16 protein-coding genes are annotated in these 14,789 nt (G+C 69.3%); 11 read left to right on the top strand and 5 right to left on the bottom strand.

Features of this window, described 5'->3' with window-relative positions:
* Positions 1–89: 89 nt before the first annotated feature.
* On the top strand, positions 90–437 hold the full coding sequence (locus AB0I69_RS34380; RefSeq protein WP_363099636.1) for a transcriptional regulator: 348 nt from the start codon (positions 90–92) through the stop codon (positions 435–437).
* Between the two features lie 64 nt (positions 438–501).
* On the opposite strand, the gene AB0I69_RS34375 is transcribed toward AB0I69_RS34380, so the two are convergent.
* Both AB0I69_RS34375 and AB0I69_RS34370 read right to left on the bottom strand, forming a co-directional pair.
* Positions 502–1,929 (bottom strand): cytosine permease, encoded by a 1,428-nt coding sequence (locus AB0I69_RS34375; protein ID WP_363099635.1) that lies wholly within the window; start codon positions 1,927–1,929, stop codon positions 502–504.
* A 98-nt stretch (positions 1,930–2,027) separates the two neighbouring features.
* Positions 2,028–2,327 carry a PLD nuclease N-terminal domain-containing protein gene (locus tag AB0I69_RS34370; protein WP_363099634.1) on the bottom strand — a complete coding sequence of 100 codons (300 nt, stop codon included), beginning with the start codon at positions 2,325–2,327 and terminating at the stop codon, positions 2,028–2,030.
* A 76-nt stretch (positions 2,328–2,403) separates the two neighbouring features.
* On the opposite strand from AB0I69_RS34370, the gene AB0I69_RS34365 reads away from it, so the two are divergent.
* From AB0I69_RS34365 to AB0I69_RS34355, 3 genes are read left to right on the top strand one after another with little or no spacing between them, the layout of a single operon-like run.
* Complete coding sequence (locus tag AB0I69_RS34365; RefSeq protein ID WP_363099633.1) at positions 2,404–3,858, top strand: menaquinone biosynthesis decarboxylase; 1,455 nt, start codon at positions 2,404–2,406, stop codon at positions 3,856–3,858.
* Positions 3,855–4,757: a menaquinone biosynthesis prenyltransferase MqnP gene (gene mqnP, locus AB0I69_RS34360; RefSeq protein ID WP_363099632.1), complete on the top strand. Its 903-nt coding sequence runs from the start codon at positions 3,855–3,857 to the stop codon at positions 4,755–4,757. The genes AB0I69_RS34365 and mqnP overlap by 4 nt, the downstream gene beginning before the upstream one ends.
* Positions 4,758–4,803: 46 nt before the next feature.
* Entirely contained in the window at positions 4,804–5,376 is a 573-nt protein-coding gene (locus AB0I69_RS34355; protein ID WP_363099631.1) for a Uma2 family endonuclease, read from the top strand.
* On the opposite strand, the gene AB0I69_RS34350 is transcribed toward AB0I69_RS34355, so the two are convergent.
* Entirely contained in the window at positions 5,367–5,972 is a 606-nt protein-coding gene (locus tag AB0I69_RS34350) for a rhomboid family intramembrane serine protease (protein WP_363099630.1), read from the bottom strand. The two genes, AB0I69_RS34355 and AB0I69_RS34350, sit on opposite strands and share 10 nt — an antisense overlap.
* Before the next feature lie 91 nt (positions 5,973–6,063).
* Here AB0I69_RS34350 and AB0I69_RS34345 point away from each other — a divergent pair, with 91 nt between their 5' ends.
* From AB0I69_RS34345 to AB0I69_RS34320, 6 genes are all read left to right on the top strand, one after another.
* Positions 6,064–6,750: a UbiX family flavin prenyltransferase gene (locus AB0I69_RS34345; RefSeq protein ID WP_363099629.1), complete on the top strand. Its 687-nt coding sequence runs from the start codon at positions 6,064–6,066 to the stop codon at positions 6,748–6,750.
* A 59-nt stretch (positions 6,751–6,809) separates the two neighbouring features.
* A complete protein-coding gene (locus tag AB0I69_RS34340; protein ID WP_329255615.1) occupies positions 6,810–7,265 on the top strand; it encodes an Lrp/AsnC family transcriptional regulator in 456 nt (151 codons plus the stop codon).
* Between the two features lie 40 nt (positions 7,266–7,305).
* A complete protein-coding gene (gene mqnE / locus AB0I69_RS34335) occupies positions 7,306–8,469 on the top strand; it encodes an aminofutalosine synthase MqnE (RefSeq protein WP_363099628.1) in 1,164 nt (387 codons plus the stop codon).
* Positions 8,470–8,479: 10 nt separating this feature from the next.
* Positions 8,480–9,004, top strand: coding sequence for a GNAT family N-acetyltransferase (locus tag AB0I69_RS34330; protein ID WP_363099627.1), 525 nt, complete (start codon positions 8,480–8,482; stop codon positions 9,002–9,004).
* A gap of 93 nt (positions 9,005–9,097) precedes the next feature.
* Positions 9,098–9,397, top strand: a complete 300-nt coding sequence (locus AB0I69_RS34325; RefSeq protein ID WP_363099626.1) for a DUF4229 domain-containing protein — start codon at positions 9,098–9,100, stop codon at positions 9,395–9,397.
* 46 nt (positions 9,398–9,443) lie between these two features.
* Positions 9,444–10,103, top strand: coding sequence for a TetR/AcrR family transcriptional regulator (locus AB0I69_RS34320; RefSeq protein ID WP_363099625.1), 660 nt, complete (start codon positions 9,444–9,446; stop codon positions 10,101–10,103).
* Between the two features lie 19 nt (positions 10,104–10,122).
* Here the strand turns inward: AB0I69_RS34320 and AB0I69_RS34315 are convergent, their stop codons facing one another.
* Together AB0I69_RS34315 and AB0I69_RS34310 are read right to left on the bottom strand one after the other, a co-directional pair.
* On the bottom strand, positions 10,123–11,415 hold the full coding sequence (locus AB0I69_RS34315; RefSeq protein WP_363099624.1) for a DUF6716 putative glycosyltransferase: 1,293 nt from the start codon (positions 11,413–11,415) through the stop codon (positions 10,123–10,125).
* A gap of 207 nt (positions 11,416–11,622) precedes the next feature.
* Positions 11,623–12,474 (bottom strand): MaoC/PaaZ C-terminal domain-containing protein, encoded by an 852-nt coding sequence (locus tag AB0I69_RS34310; RefSeq protein WP_363099623.1) that lies wholly within the window; start codon positions 12,472–12,474, stop codon positions 11,623–11,625.
* Between the two features lie 352 nt (positions 12,475–12,826).
* Here AB0I69_RS34310 and AB0I69_RS34305 point away from each other — a divergent pair, with 352 nt between their 5' ends.
* Positions 12,827–14,740 (top strand): AMP-dependent synthetase/ligase, encoded by a 1,914-nt coding sequence (locus AB0I69_RS34305; protein WP_363099622.1) that lies wholly within the window; start codon positions 12,827–12,829, stop codon positions 14,738–14,740.
* Positions 14,741–14,789: the final 49 nt, after the last annotated feature.

The raw sequence follows: 14,789 nt of genomic DNA, 5'->3' as shown, positions 1-14,789 counted from the left end.
ACTCCCCGCTCGACTGTTCAATGAAAAGCGAACACCCGCGAGTGTATGGTTTTCATCGAACAGTCGGCAAGGGAGAGCAGGAGGCGGGCATGGCGCAGCGGACCGGCACCACCGGAAGTCATCGGGCCGCCCCCGAACACACCCACCCCGACGACGTCCCCGTGCAGCTCGCCCTCGCCGCGCTCGCCGATCCCGTACGCCTCACCCTCGTAAGGGAGTTGGCGGGGTCCGACGACTGGTCGCGCAGCTGCGGGAGCTTCGACGTGCCCGTCGGCAAGGCCGCGCTGAGTCATCACTTCGCCGTGCTGCGGGGCGCCGGGATCGTGGAGCAGCGCGACGAAGGGCCCAAGCGGGTCAACCGGCTGCGAAGGGAAGAGTTCGAGGGTCGTTTTCCCGGGCTGCTGGGCCTTGTGCTGCGGGCGGACTTCCGGTCCTGAACCCTTATGAAACGCTGGGACGGCACCTTCCGGATGCGCGAAGTCGGCGTGGATGAGCGGGGGTTCAGGCGTCGGCGCTGGTCGGTTGAGGCTGAACCCCGGTCTTCGGGCCCAGTACCTTGCGCAGCACCACGTACAGCACCGCGCTCAGCACGAACCCCACGATCGGCGTGCTGTCGCCGAAGGACGGCCAGTGCTTCGGGACGTAGCCGACGTAGTCCTCCTGGTTGGAGAAGAGCGGGACCGAGACTCCGATGCCGATCAACAGGGCTGCCAGGCCGGGCCAGTTGGTGAAGGTGGGGTCGGTCAGGCGGGGGGCCAGTTCCTCGGTGGGTGTGCGGGACTGGTACCAGCGCTCCACCAGGACCACGCCCAGCCACGGCGCCACCCAGTACGCGATCACCAGCAGGAACGCCTCGTACGCCGAGCCCGCGTCGGACAGTGACGCCCACGCCGCCGCCGTACCGGCGACCCCGGACACCACGACCAGGACGCTGCGGTTCAGCCACGCGGGGAGCTTCAGGCCGAGCGCCGTGAGGGAGATCGCGCCGGAGTAGACGTTCAGGGCGTTCGCCGAGATCGCGCCGAGGATGATCGCTAGTAGGACCAAGTTGCCGAGCCAGGACGGGAGATGGCCCGTGAAGGCCGCCGTGGGCGTGGCGTCCTTGGGGGCGAGGAGCGTTGCCGAGGCCGCGCCCATCACGGCCACGAACGTCACCGACACGAACAGGCCCAGCGCCGGGTAGAGGATCGTCTTGAACTTGTTCGCCGTGCGCGGGAGATAGCGCGCGTAGTCCGTGGCGTACGGGTTCCAGCCCGCCGCGTAACCCCAGGCCGCGCTGAGCGCGAGGAGGAAGCCGCCCAGTCCGCCGCCTGTGCCGCCCCCGCCGAGGTGTGCGTCCTTGAAGGTCCAGACGCCGGCCAGCAGGAAGATCACCGCGAGCGCCGGGAACGCGTACTTCTCGAAGGTGTGCACGAAGTTGTGGCCGATGAAGCCGATGAGGATTTCGGCTACGACTACGAGCAACAGCGACGGGAGGGGACGTAGGCCCGTCAGCGTGTTCAGTGCGAACGCCGCGCTCACGCTGTTCACCGCGAACCAACCGACGCCCGCCACAAGGCCGTTGGCCGCCGACGGGAGGATGTTGCCGCGGAAGCCGAAGGAGAAGCGGCCGATCACCATCTGCGGGACGCCGAAGCGCGGGCCGTCCAGGGAGAGGAAGCCCTGGGTGATCGCGCCGAGGCCCGTGCCCAGGACGATCGCCCCGGTCGCCTGCCAGAAGCTCAGGCCGAAGAAGAGGACCGAGATCACGCCGATGTAGACGGTCGCGAACTCGATGTTCGGGGAGGCCCAGGTCCAGAGGAGCTGGAGCGGGCTGCCGTGGCGTTCGGCATCGGGGATGGGCTCGGCACCGGCCGTCTCTACGGCGATGACCTTGTCACCGTATTCGGGGGCGAGGGTGCCGGTCGATTCGGCGGGAGCAGTCGTCATGCGAGGTAAGTGTCCGGTTCCTGCCGGTGCGGGCCCAGAGGCGCATTGTCCGTACCGGGCCGCTCACCGACGTACAACCTGCACGTATCGCGTCTCTTCTACTCGGTCTTGGGGTCGTCCTTGAGGTCGTCCTTGTTCAGGGACTTCAGGAACTCGGGGTTGTCGTCCGGCGCGATCCACCGGCCCGGTGCCTCGGCCGCCTCGCCCGCGGGATGCCGGACCTTGCCCGCGATCAGCCACGCGGCCGGACCGACCACCACCTCGCCGAAGAGCAGGATGACGATCACCCACACCACCTTCGGCATGCCGCGTACGTCCTCCTCGGGCGTGTTCAGGCAGTCCACGAAGGCGTAGATCCACAGGGCCAGGACCAGCAGGAAGGGCAGATACCTGAGCATGGCGGCGAGATTCTCCTGAGTGGTGGGACGGCCCCGGTGACGGGGTCAGGTTAGCGGGTGGCAGATACTTGGACACATGGCTTACGACGATCTTCGCTCCCTGCTCAGGGCACTGGAGCGCGAGGGAGACCTCAAGCGCATCAAGGCCGAGGTGGACCCGTATCTGGAGGTCGGGGAGATCGTCGACCGGGTGCAGAAGGCCGGCGGCCCCGCGCTTCTCTTCGAGAAGGTGAAGGGGTCCTCGATGCCCCTCGCCATGAACGTCTTCGGGACCGACCGGCGGCTGCTGAAGGCCCTGGGGCTGAAGTCGTACGGCGAGATCTCCGAGAAGATCGGCGGGCTGCTGCGGCCCGAACTGCCGCAGGGGTTCGTGGGGGTGCGGGACGCCTTCGGGAAGCTCGGCGCGATGACCCACGTACCGCCGAAGAAGGTCAAGGACGCGCCGGTGCAGGAGGTCGTCCTCGAAGGGGACGATGTCGACCTCGACCTGCTGCCGGCCCTCTTCACCTGGCCGCAGGACGGCGGGTCCTTCTTCAACCTCGGGCTCACGCACACCAAGGACCCGGAGAGCGGGGTCCGCAATCTCGGGCTCTACCGGCTCCAGCGGCACGACAAGCGCACCATCGGCATGCACTGGCAGATCCACAAGGACAGCCGGAACCACTACCAGGTCGCGGCCAGGAAGGGCGAGCGGCTGCCGGTCGCCATCGCCTTCGGGTGTCCGCCCGCCGTGACGTACGCCTCCACCGCGCCCCTTCCCGGTGACATCGACGAGTACCTCTTCGCCGGGTTCATCGCGGGCAAGCGGATCGAGATGGTCGACTGCAAGACCGTGCCGTTGCAGGTGCCGGCGCAGGCCGAGGTCGTCATCGAGGGGTGGCTGGAGCCCGGCGAGATGCTGCCGGAGGGGCCGTTCGGGGACCACACCGGGTTCTACACGCCGCAGGAGCCGTTTCCCGCGCTGACCATCGACTGCGTGACGATGCGGAAGCGGCCGTTGCTTCAGTCGATCGTCGTAGGGCGGCCTCCGACGGAGGACGGACCGCTGGGACGGGCGACCGAGCGGTTCTTCCTGCCGCTCCTGAAGGTCATCGTGCCGGACATCGTGGACTACCACCTGCCCGAAGCGGGCGGATTCCACAACTGCGCGATCGTCTCGATCGACAAGAAGTACCCGAAGCACGCCCAGAAGGTGATGCACGCGGTCTGGGGTGCGCACATGATGTCCCTGACCAAGCTGATCGTGATCGTCGACGCTGATTGTGACGTCCACGATCTGCACGAGGTCGCGTGGCGGGCCCTCGGCAACACGGACTACGCCCGGGACCTCTCGGTCGTGGAAGGACCCGTCGATCATCTCGACCATGCCTCCTACCAGCAGTTCTGGGGCGGCAAGGCGGGGATCGACGCGACGAGGAAGTGGCCCGAGGAGGGCTACACGCGGGACGGCGGCTGGCCCGAGATGGTCCTGTCCGACCCGGAGACGGCGGCGAAGGTCGACCGCCGGTGGAAGGAGTACGGACTTTCGTGAGCAGCGCATCAGCCGCGATCCCGCAGCCGGGGCGCACCAAGGCGTTCCTACGTCTCGTGATGATCGAGCACTCCGTCTTCGCCCTGCCCTTCGCCTACATCGCGGCGCTGACCGCGATGTTCGAGCTGGACGGGAACATCCACTGGGGGCGGCTGCTGCTGGTCACCATCTGCATGGTGGGCCTGCGGACGTTCGCGATGGCGGTCAACCGGATCATCGACCGCGAGATCGACGCCCGTAACCCGCGCACCGCGCACCGCGAACTGGTCACCGGCGCGATGTCGGTGAAGCACGCGTGGACGGGCGCGCTAGTCGCCCTGGTCGTCTTCCTCGGCTCGGCGGCCCTCCTGAACCCGCTCTGCCTGGCACTGGCCCCCATCGCGGTGATCCCGATGGTGGTCTATCCCTATGGCAAGCGGTTCACGAACTTCCCGCAGGCCATCCTCGGTCTCGCCCAGGCGATGGGCCCGGTCGGCGGCTGGCTCGCGATCACCGGCGAGTGGTCCTGGGACGCGGTGATCCTCGGACTCGCCGTCGGCATCTGGATCGGCGGCTTCGACCTGATCTACGCCTGCCAGGACATCGAGACCGACCGCGAGATCGGTGTGATGTCGGTACCGGCGCGCTTCGGTATCCCGGCGTCGATCTGGGGCGCGCGGGTGTGCCACGCCATCACCACGGCCCTCCTCGCCTGGTACGGCGCGGCGACCGGCGCCGGTGCCTTCTTCTGGTTCGGGCTGCTGATCGTCGCGGGCGCGTTCGTGTACGAGCACTCGATCGTCCGGCCGCATGATCTTTCGCGGTTGAACAGGGCGTTCTTCAGCGTCAACGGGTTCATCGGGATCGCCCTGTTCGTGTGTGCGCTTCTCGATCTTCTGGTTCGGGGTCTGACCGTGTGAGTAGCGTGCGGCCTACTATCGAGGGCAGGACCCCAGGGAGGCCACCGTGACCGTCTCGGACCTTGACCGCCTGCACTCGCAGCTCAGCAAGCTGGAGGACATGTTCCCCGGCTACCTGACGGAGATTGTCGAGGGCAGCATCGTGATGAACCCGGTCAGGCCGTTCCACGGGAAGACGATCCTGAGGGTGTCAGCGAGCCTTGAGGGACAGCTTCCGCCGGAGTGGGCGCTGGTGAGCGATGTGGCGTTCCCCTTCGACGAGGCCAACGAGTTCTGCCCGGACATCGCGGTCATCCCGGCCGAGGCCGAGGCCGAGAACCGCAGCTCCTATCCGGCTGATCTGATCGAGTTCGTGGCGGAGGTGGTGTCGCCGGAAAGTATCCGTCGTGACTACGAGATCAAGCCCCGCTGGTACGCCTCCCGAGGCATCGCCAATTACGTGATCCTCGACCCCTTGCAGGGCCACGCGGTCACGATGTGGAACCCAGGCCTCGACGGCTACCGAGGCCGTGACACCGCGCCCTATGGCCCCGACCTGACCGTCGACTCCCCGCTGGGCAAGCTGACGATCCCCACCGCTCACCTCCCGGTGGACCCGAAAGCCCGCCGTCAGGCCTGAAGCACCCCACGACCGACGACCCGTCGCCGGAACACGAACGCCGCCCCCACCCCCGCCGCCAGCCCGATCAGGTGCGCCTGCCAGCTGACGCCCGACTGGGTCGGCGCCAGGCCGAACAGGATCGAGGTGCCCCACACCGCGCCGAGGAGCAGGCTGACCACGATGCCGAGTGGGCGGCGCTCGACGAAACCGCCGACCAGCAGGAAGCCGAAGAGGCCGAAGATCAGGCCCGACGCGCCCGCCGTGTTCGTGTGGGCCGGGGCTATCAGCCACACGCCCAGGCCGTCCGCGACGATGATCAGCGCGCACATCAGCACGAAACGACGGATGCCGCCCAGCGCCGCCAGGAAGCCGAACACCAGCAGCGGCACGCTGTTCGCGGCCACGTGGGCGAAGCCGAAGTGGATGAACGCGGCCGGGACGATGTCGATCAGCTCGGACGGCTCGCGCGGGATGATCCCGAGGCTGTCGAGGGCGTGGCCGCTGACCACGTCCACCACTTCGAGCAGCCACAACAGCGCGACCCAGCCCACCATCAGCTTGGCCGCGGCCTTCGCACGGTCGCCCCGCGACCACTCCCACTCCGTACCGGACATGGCACCCCCCACCGCTCACTCGTCCCCACCGAAGAACGCCCCGGCCCCCTTGGCCGGTTCCCGCCCCGCGACGCCAGCTAGGCTCGGTGTCGTGAACCCAGTCAAGCCAGGAGAGACGCCGCGTACGCCTTGGATCGTAGGGGTGTCCGGCGCTTCCGGCACCCCATACGCGGCTGCCGTGCTGCGCGCGCTCCTCGACGCCGGCGAGAGTGTCGATCTCGTCGTGTCCCGCGCGTCCCGGCTCACCCTCCTCGACGAGACGGGGATCGCCTTCAGGGACGCGCACTGGCAGGACGACCTGCGGGAATGGCTGGCCCGCGGAGCCGACGGCAAGCCCAGCACCTTCGACGTCGGCATCGAGGGCGTACGGCACTGGAGCGCGGGTGACCTCGCGGCGGGGCCGTCCTCGGGGTCGTACCCCGCGAAGGGGATGATCGTCGTGCCCGCGTCCACCGCCTGTGTCGCCGGGGTCGCCCTCGGGCTGAGCAAGGACCTGTTGCAGCGCGCGGCGAGCGTGACCCTCAAGGAGGGGCGCAAGCTGGTGGTCGCCGTACGCGAGACGCCGTTGAACGGGCAGACGCTGCGGCACCTCGTGACCCTGGACGACCTGGGGGCGGCCGTGGTGCCCGCCTCGCCCGGCTTCTACGCCGGAGCGACCCACATCCAGGACCTGGTGGACTTCGTCGCCGGGCGGGTCCTGGACTCGGCGGGCGTCGGACACGATCTGTACCGGCGCTGGAAGGGCGACCTCGGCGCCGGCTTCCGCACCACCGACTGACGTACGGCACCCACTTATTCATCGTCATCAATCGTCATCACCGGAAGGCAATCGATCGCATGGACGCGGTGGACAGGCAGCTCATCCAGGCCCTGAGAGAGAACGGCCGGGCCTCCTACGCGGAGCTGGGGCGCCTCGTCGGCCTGTCGGGACCCAGCGTCACCGACCGCATCAACCGGCTGGAGGCGGCCGGTGTCATCACCGGCTACCGCGCGACCGTCGACTCGGCCTCCCTCGGCCTCGGCGTCATCGCCCTGATCGGCATCTCGCTCTCCGACGCCGCCGACCACGAGGACGTGGCGCGCCGTATGAAGGACCTCAGTGAGATCGAGGACTGCTGGTTCATCGCGGGCGAGGACTCGTTCATGCTGAAGGTGCGGGCACCGGACGTGGACGGCCTGGAGAAGACCATCCGGCGGCTCAGCGGGACCAAGGGCGTCTCCCGGACCCGTACCACCATCGTGCTCTCCACGAAGTGGGAGAACCGGGTCGGAGAGCTGCCCGAAGAGGCGTAGGCGTACCGTTTAGCAAGCTGTCTTAGGAAGAGGTAACGGCATGGATGTCGGGCTCAAGCGCGAGCTGGAGCAGAAGGTCCGCTCCGGTGAGCGGCTGTCCCGCGAGGACGGCATCGCGCTGTACGAGTCGGACGACCTGGCCTGGCTGGGCGGGCTGGCGCACGAGGTGCGGACGCGGAAGAACGGCGATGTCGTCCACTTCAACGTCAACCGCCACCTCAACATGACCAACGTGTGCACCGCGTCCTGCGCCTACTGCTCGTTCCAGCGCAAGCCGGGCGAGAAGGACGCGTACACGATGCGCATCGAGGAGGCCGTCCGGCTCGCGAAGGCGATGCAGGGCGAGAACCTCACCGAGCTGCACATCGTCAACGGCCTGCACCCGAACCTCCCCTGGCGCTACTACCCCCGGTCGCTGAGCGAGCTGAAGAAGGCCCTCCCGGAGGTCTCCCTCAAGGCCTTCACGGCCACCGAGATCCACCACTTCGAGACCATCTCCGGGCTGAGTGCGAGCGAGATCCTCGACGAGCTGATCGAGGCCGGGCTCGAATCCCTCACCGGCGGTGGCGCGGAGATCTTCGACTGGGAGGTCCGCCAGCACATCGTGGACCACCGCACGCACTGGGAGGACTGGTCGCGGATCCACCGGCTGGCGCACGAGAAGGGCCTCAAGACCCCGTGCACCATGCTCTACGGCCATATCGAGGAGCCGAAGCACCGGGTGGACCACGTGCTGCGGCTGCGTGAGCTGCAGGACGAGACCGGCGGTTTCCAGGTCTTCATCCCGCTGCGCTACCAGCACGACTTCGTGGACATGAAGGACGGGAAGGTCCGGAACCGGCTTCAGGCGCGGACGCAGATGGCCACCGGCGCGGAGGCCCTCAAGACCTTCGCGGTCTCCCGGCTGCTCTTCGACAACGTCCCGCACGTCAAGGTCTTCTGGGTCATGCACGGCGTCCAGACCGCCCAACTCGCCCTCCAGCACGGCGCGGACGACATGGACGGCTCGGTCGTCGAGTACAAGATCACGCACGACGCCGACAACTACGGCACCCCGAACAAGCTCACCCGCGACGACCTCCTCGACCTGATCCGCGACGCCGGTTTCCAGCCGGTCGAGCGGAACACGCGGTACGAGATCATCCGCGAGTACGACGGCCCGGACCCGGCGCGGCGCGAGTCACCGCAGCCGATGCGGGTGTGAGCACGGCACGATGGCGCTCACTTTTGAACTGGACCCCGCGATAACCCCTGCCCTGCGCGAGGAGATCCTCACCCTCTGGGCGGACGTCTCCAACGCGGGCGGCTCGGTCGGCTTCGTCGCACCGGTCACGGTGGACGAGATACGGCCAGAGCTGATCAAGCACTTCGTCTCCATGGCGGAGGGCCGGACCCGGCTCCTGGTCGGCCGGGACGAGACGGGCACGGTCGCCGCGACCGTGTTCCTCGCGTTCAACACGCACCGCCTGATGCTGCACTGGCTGTGGCTGTACACGGTGATGGTCCACCCCCGCCACCAGGGCAGGGGTTATGGGCGGGATCTGCTGGCCGCCGCCGAGGAGGCCGCCCGCGGCATCGACGGCATCGAGGCGATCCGCCTCACCTGCCGGGGCGGCCACGGCCTGGAGCGGTTCTACGGCTCCTGCGGCTACAAGGAGGTCGGGCGGGTGCCCGGCGCGATCCGCGTCGCCCCGGGGGACGACCGGGACGACATCTTCATGTTGCTGCCCCTGCTGTGAGCCACGCACCCCGCCGGAAGATCGGGGGCGGCGCGTGCTTCACTGGATGGCACTGTTCGGATAAGTCTGTTCGTTACGGAAGAGTGGATTGAGATGTTCCGCTACACACTGTGGCGCCTCGGAGTCTTCGCGGGCTGCCTCGGAGTCGTCTGGGGCCTCGTCTACCTCGGCGTCTTCCCGCGCGGCTTCGGCGAGTCCAACGGCATGTGGATCGTGCTGCTTGCGCTGGTGATCTCGGCGCCGATCAGCTTCGTGGTGCTGCGCGGGGTGCGGGACCGGGCCTCGGTGCAGATCGTCGAGCGGGTCGACCGGATGAAGGCCAACCTGGACGCCAACCGCAGCCAGGAGGACGAGACGGTGGACGCCGCCCAGCCGCAGGGCAACGCCTCCTAGAGGTCCTGTCAGCGGCTGGACGCCCGGGCCCAACTACCCTTGCCCCATGGGTGCCGTGAAGACCAAGCGGATGCCGCGGGCGGTCCGTGAGCAGCAGATGCTCGACGCCGCCGTGCAGACCTTCGGGCAGCGCGGCTACATGGCCGCGTCGATGGACGAGATCGCCGAACTCGCGGGCGTGTCCAAGCCGTTGGTGTATCTCTACCTGAACTCCAAGGAAGACCTGTTCACCGCGTGCATCCGGCGCGAGGGGCAGGCGCTCACCGAGGCGGTGCGGGCCGGGGTGGACACCGCCTCGCCCGCCGACCGCCAACTCTGGGACGGCCTGCGGGCGTTCTTCTCCCACACCGCGCGGCACCCGGACGGCTGGTCCGTCCTGCACCTCCAGGCCCGCACCCACGGCGAGCCCTTCGCGGCCGAGGTGGCCGCGATGCGCGCGGAACTCGTCGCGTTCGTCACCCAGTTGATCGTGGTCGCCGCCCGCGAGGCGCATCGCGACCCCGACCTCGCCGAGCGTGAGGTGGCCGGTCTCGCCGAGGCGTTGGTCGGGGCCGCCGAGTCCCTGGCCGCCTGGGCCAACGCCACCCCGGGCGTCACCGCCAGGCAGGCGGCGGCGACCCTGATGAACTTCGCGTGGGCGGGCCTCGGCCAGCTCATGGAGGGACGGCCCTGGTCGCCGCCGGCCGACAACGAGGACCACCGTTAGAAACCCGGTACCGCCCCGCTCACACGGCCCCCCACTTGCGCAGGGTGGGCGCGACCCGCTGGTACCCCACCCGGTACACCGCCTTGGCGCCGCGCCGGGCGACTCGTCGTACGGCCTTCTTCACGCGGCCGGAGTCACCTGCGCCCAGTGGGTCGGCCAGCGGGCGGCCCTTCTCGTCGAAGCCGTTGCGGGTCAGCAGGCCGTCGAGATAGATGCCGGCGCGCTGCGGCGAGTAGTAGGGGCGCAGCGTCGGGAGCGGCCCCGCGGCGCGCAGCGCGGCGACGCGGGTGCGGGCGGCGGCGTACGGGTCGCTCTTGCCGATGCCCTGCGCGTCCGCCCAGGCGGGGTCGGGCAACGGCCGGGCGCCGGCGTCGAGTTCGTCCCAGGAGGCCAGGCAGCCGGAGTGGATGAAGTAGTGGTTGCCGTGTGCCTCGCGGACGCCGAAGTCGGTGAGGATCGCGGTGGGGATGCCCCGTTGCATCGACTCCAGCGCGGCGGTGGAGCTGACGGTCACCAGCAGGTCGGTGCGGTCGAGGACCTCGCCCATGTTGCCGTAGACCAACTGGAGGTTGGCGGGGGCGGGTTCGGCCAGGTTCTCGATGAGGAGCTGGTACGGGTCGGCCTCGACGTGGGTGGTGTGTTCGCCGGGGAGGCTGCGCAGTTTCATCAGCACCAGGCGGTCGGGGTGGCGCCGGGCGTGTGCGGCGGCCCGCTCCAGGAGCCGTAGCCGGTCCTGCTTGCTCTTGGGGACGGACGGCTGGACGGCGAAGGTGAGGGTGAACGGCCGGTCGGTGGACGGCTGGTAGGGCTCGCCGCCGAGGAACGGCAGCGCGCACTCCACCACCGAGTCCGGGTCGACGCCGACGCTCGCGAACGCGGCGCCGAACCGGCGTGCGTCGTAGGCGGAGTTGGCGAGGACGATGTCGCTGCCGGCGCGGGTCAGCAGTCCGTCGACCATCTTCTCGTAGACGACGCCGACGTATCCGGTGACGGTGATCGGCCGGTGCTCGCGGCCCGCCCAGGCCAGGCCGAGGCTGTGGGTGAGGGCGAGGACCGTGCCGCCCACGAGGGCCATGACGACGATGTCGGCGTTCGCCAGGTCCTCGTCGTCGACCAGTTCCGCGGCGGGGAGTTCACGCCGGGTGTCGGGCTCGATCCCGATCTCGATGAGCTGCCGCTCGGTGGGGGTGGACCGGCCGCGCAGGAAGTACGCGTCGAGGGCGTGCTCGGGAGCGATCTGCCGCGCCACGGACGCTCCCCACTTCCAGCGGGTGTCCGAGTCGGCGAGTACGGCGATGCGTCTGGGGGGCATGGCTCAGGGGCCCTTCCTGGCGGGTCCGGTGAAGTGAGCCGAGGGTAAGAAGAGTGTCTGAGTGTCGTATGAGTGATCCCTTGAAAGCACCTTGGGCGGGCTGGGTGTCTCCTGTGCGGAATGTGCCGACTGCCCCTGCCCACCTGGGACTTCGTGATTCGGTGAAAGGGGGCGGCCATTGCTTGTTCGCCCACTGTTCACGTGTGCTCAGCCAACGGCCGGGTGCACAAGTCCCTCCACGTGGACCCGCCCGGTTCCGTCCCGCAGTTCGAAGCGGCCGTCCCGTGCCGCGTACTCCACGGTGCCCGGCAGCAGTACCGGTGCCCTGAAGTGGGCCCGCACGCTTGCCGATTCGGGGGTGCCGTGGGCGGCGAGGCAGCGGGCCGCCGTCCACATGCCGTGCGCGATGGCGCGGGGGAAGCCGAAGAGGCGGGCGGTGAGCGGGTACAGGTGGATGGGGTTGCGGTCGCCGGACGCGGCGCCGTAGCGGCGGCCGACGTCCTCGGCGAGCCGCCACTCGGCGACGACGGGCAACGGGTCCCGCGCTTCCGGGACTTCGGGCGCGCGTGTGTCGGCGCGGTGGTGCCGGGCGAGGTAGGTGCTCCGCGACTCCCATACGACCTGGCCCGCGGCCCGCATCTCCGTGGTGACCGTGGCTTCGGTGCCGCGTCGGTGCGGGGCCAACTCGTCGATGTACACGGTGAGTTCGTAGGTCCCGGTGGCCGGTACCGCGGTGTGGCGGGTGATCTCCACCGAGGTGTGGACCAGGCCGAGGAGGGGGAGCGGGAAGGCCCGGCAGCTCATCAGGCGCATGGCGAGGGGGAAGCCGAGGACGTGTGGATAGGTGATGGGGAGGGCGTCTTCGCCGGTGGCGAAGCCGCAGACCCGTTCGTAGGCGGCCAGCTTCGCCAGGTCGACACGGACGCCGGGCAGGACGAGCCGGGTGCGGGGGAACTCGGCGTCGGCGCGGGGCCGTTTGAAGGGGGAGAGCAGGGCGCCGCGGAGGAGGAGCGGGGCGAGCGCGGGGGTGTCGGTGAGGGTCGGATAGGGGTCGGCCATGTCCCACTCCCGGGTGGCGTCCTGGGCGGCTCTTTTCGGCTTACTTCGCAGTAAGGTTACCGCAGGTAAGGCCAAGCGGGACGAGCTGGACGCGCCATGGCGGGTGCATGGGTGACGCAGAGGCGGCGCACGGCTGACGTATGGCTGACAAAGTGCTGCGAACCCGCCGAGGTTGCACAGGCCCGGCCCCGTACCACCCCCGAACCCGCACGAAGTCCCCACGAGGGCCCCGTACGATCTTCGACCTAACCCGAGGTAACACCCCGGCCGCGGGCCGGGATGAACGCCTCGGTACGCACCATGCGTACCTAATGCAGCAGAGCGGTACAAGCTGCACGCCACAGGAGCTGCCATGTCCCTCGTCTATCCGTCCGGCTACGACTACGACGGCGCGCCCGTGCTCGTCGAGCCCGAGATCCGGCGGCTGGACGGCGTGGTGCGGGAGGTGTCCGTACCGGCGCTGGTGCCGCCGGCCACCCACGGCTCGCTCGCCGACCTGCCGTTCGAGAACGCGACGGCGGCCCCCGAGCACCTCGTCCTCAGCAGGCAGGACCAGGACGGCAACTGGCACGACGTGACGGCGGTGGAGTTCGCCGAGCAGGTGCAGGCCGTCGCCAAAGGACTGATCGCGGAGGGCCTCGCGCCGGGCGACCGGATCGCGGTCATGGCACGGACGTCGTACGAGTGGACGCTCCTCGACTTCGCCGCGTGGGCGGCCGGTCTGGTCACCGTCCCGGTGTACCCGACCTCCTCCCTCTTCCAGGTCCGCTGGATCCTCCAGGACTCGGGAGCGGTGGCGATGGCCGCCGAGACGGTCGCCCAGGCCGCGGCCCTCGGCCCGGAGACACCCCGGCTCCCGGACCTGCGCCACATGTGGGTCTTCGAGAAGGGCCACCTGGACCGGCTGGCCGAGCTGGGCCGGACCGTCCCGGACCAGGAAGTCTCCGTACGGCGTGGGGTGTTGCTGCCCGACACGCTCGCCACCGTCATCTACACCTCGGGCACCACGGGCCGCCCCAAGGGCTGCGCGATCACGCACGGCAACTTCCTCGCGGAGGTCGACAACGCGATCGAACTCCTCTACCCCGTCTTCAAGAACAAGCCGAACGAAGAGCCCTCCACGCTCCTCTTCCTCCCCTACTCCCACGTCTTCGGCCGCATGGTCGCCGTCGCCTGCATCCGCGCCCGGGTCCGCCTCGGCCACGCCGCGAGCCTCAAGTCCGAAGACCTGCTTGCAGACTTGGCGAGCTTCCAGCCGACCTTCCTGCTGGCCATCCCGTACATGCTGGAGAAGGTCTTCAACAACGCCCGCGCGAAGGCGGAGAAGGGCGGCCGGGGCAAGGTCTTCGACCGCGCGACGAACGCGGCCCGCCGCTACGGCGAGGCCCTGGAGGCCCGCCAGTCCGGAAAGGGCTCGGGCCCGAGCCGCCCGCTGAGGACGGCCCGCGCCTTCTACGACCCGCTGGTCTACCGCAAGATCCGCAACGCCCTCGGCGGCAGGCTCCGTTACGTCATCTGCGGCGGCTCCCCGCTGGGCCGCCGCCTCGCCGCGTTCTACGCCGGCGCGGGCATCGAGATCTTCGAGGGCTACGGCCTGACCGAGACGACGGCGGCGGCGACCTGCACGCCGCCCCTCAAACCTCGGCTGGGGACGGTGGGTTGGCCGATGCCGGGCACCAAGGTGCGGATCGCGTCGGACGGCGAGATCCTGCTCTCCGGCGGCCAGGTCTTCCGCGGCTACTGGGACCCGCACGGCGACGGGGTGATCCCCGCGTCCCCCGACGGCTGGCTCGCCACCGGCGACATCGGCAGCCTGGACGACGAGGGCTACCTCACCATCACCGGCCGCAAGAAGGAGATCCTGATCACCGCGGGCGGCAAGAACGTGGCCCCGGCCCCGCTGGAGAACTGGCTGCGCTCCCACCCCCTGATCGCCCAGTGCATGGTCGTCGGCGACCGCCGCCCCTACGTCGCCGCCCTCATCACCCTCGACCTGGAGGGCATCACCCACTGGCGCCAGATGAACGGCAAACACCCGGTCCCGGCCGAACTCCTCGTCAACGACGACGAGTTGAGGGCGGTCCTGCAGCGCGCGGTCGACGACGCGAACAAGCTGGTCTCCCGCCCCGAGTCCATCCGCCGCTTCGGCATCCTGCCGGTGGACTTCACGGAGGCGGCGGGACATCTGACGCCGTCGATGAAGCTGCGGCGCGAGGTCGTCATGCGGGACTTCGCCCAGGACATCGAGGGGCTGTACGCGAACTAAGCGCGGTTCAGGGCAATTTGGTGATGTGCTGCCGGCCCGGTTATTGACT

Origin of the sequence: Streptomyces sp. NPDC050508 (assembly GCF_040655155.1) — a bacterium.
Taxonomy (GTDB): domain Bacteria; phylum Actinomycetota; class Actinomycetes; order Streptomycetales; family Streptomycetaceae; genus Streptomyces.
This window is presented reverse-complemented; position numbering and strand designations above follow the sequence as displayed.

Coding starts and splice junctions, on each gene's coding strand:
- AB0I69_RS34370 (WP_363099634.1), bottom strand. CDS start 2,327: ATGCTCAGGTATCTGCCCTTCCTGCTGGTCCTGGCCCTGTGGATCTAC.
- AB0I69_RS34305 (WP_363099622.1), top strand. CDS start 12,827: ATGTCCCTCGTCTATCCGTCCGGCTACGACTACGACGGCGCGCCCGTG.
- AB0I69_RS34365 (WP_363099633.1), top strand. CDS start 2,404: ATGGCTTACGACGATCTTCGCTCCCTGCTCAGGGCACTGGAGCGCGAG.
- AB0I69_RS34350 (WP_363099630.1), bottom strand. CDS start 5,972: ATGTCCGGTACGGAGTGGGAGTGGTCGCGGGGCGACCGTGCGAAGGCC.
- AB0I69_RS34315 (WP_363099624.1), bottom strand. CDS start 11,415: ATGCCCCCCAGACGCATCGCCGTACTCGCCGACTCGGACACCCGCTGG.
- AB0I69_RS34375 (WP_363099635.1), bottom strand. CDS start 1,929: ATGACGACTGCTCCCGCCGAATCGACCGGCACCCTCGCCCCCGAATAC.
- AB0I69_RS34320 (WP_363099625.1), top strand. CDS start 9,444: ATGGGTGCCGTGAAGACCAAGCGGATGCCGCGGGCGGTCCGTGAGCAG.
- AB0I69_RS34310 (WP_363099623.1), bottom strand. CDS start 12,474: ATGGCCGACCCCTATCCGACCCTCACCGACACCCCCGCGCTCGCCCCG.
- AB0I69_RS34380 (WP_363099636.1), top strand. CDS start 90: ATGGCGCAGCGGACCGGCACCACCGGAAGTCATCGGGCCGCCCCCGAA.
- mqnE (WP_363099628.1), top strand. CDS start 7,306: ATGGATGTCGGGCTCAAGCGCGAGCTGGAGCAGAAGGTCCGCTCCGGT.
- AB0I69_RS34330 (WP_363099627.1), top strand. CDS start 8,480: ATGGCGCTCACTTTTGAACTGGACCCCGCGATAACCCCTGCCCTGCGC.
- AB0I69_RS34340 (WP_329255615.1), top strand. CDS start 6,810: ATGGACGCGGTGGACAGGCAGCTCATCCAGGCCCTGAGAGAGAACGGC.
- AB0I69_RS34325 (WP_363099626.1), top strand. CDS start 9,098: ATGTTCCGCTACACACTGTGGCGCCTCGGAGTCTTCGCGGGCTGCCTC.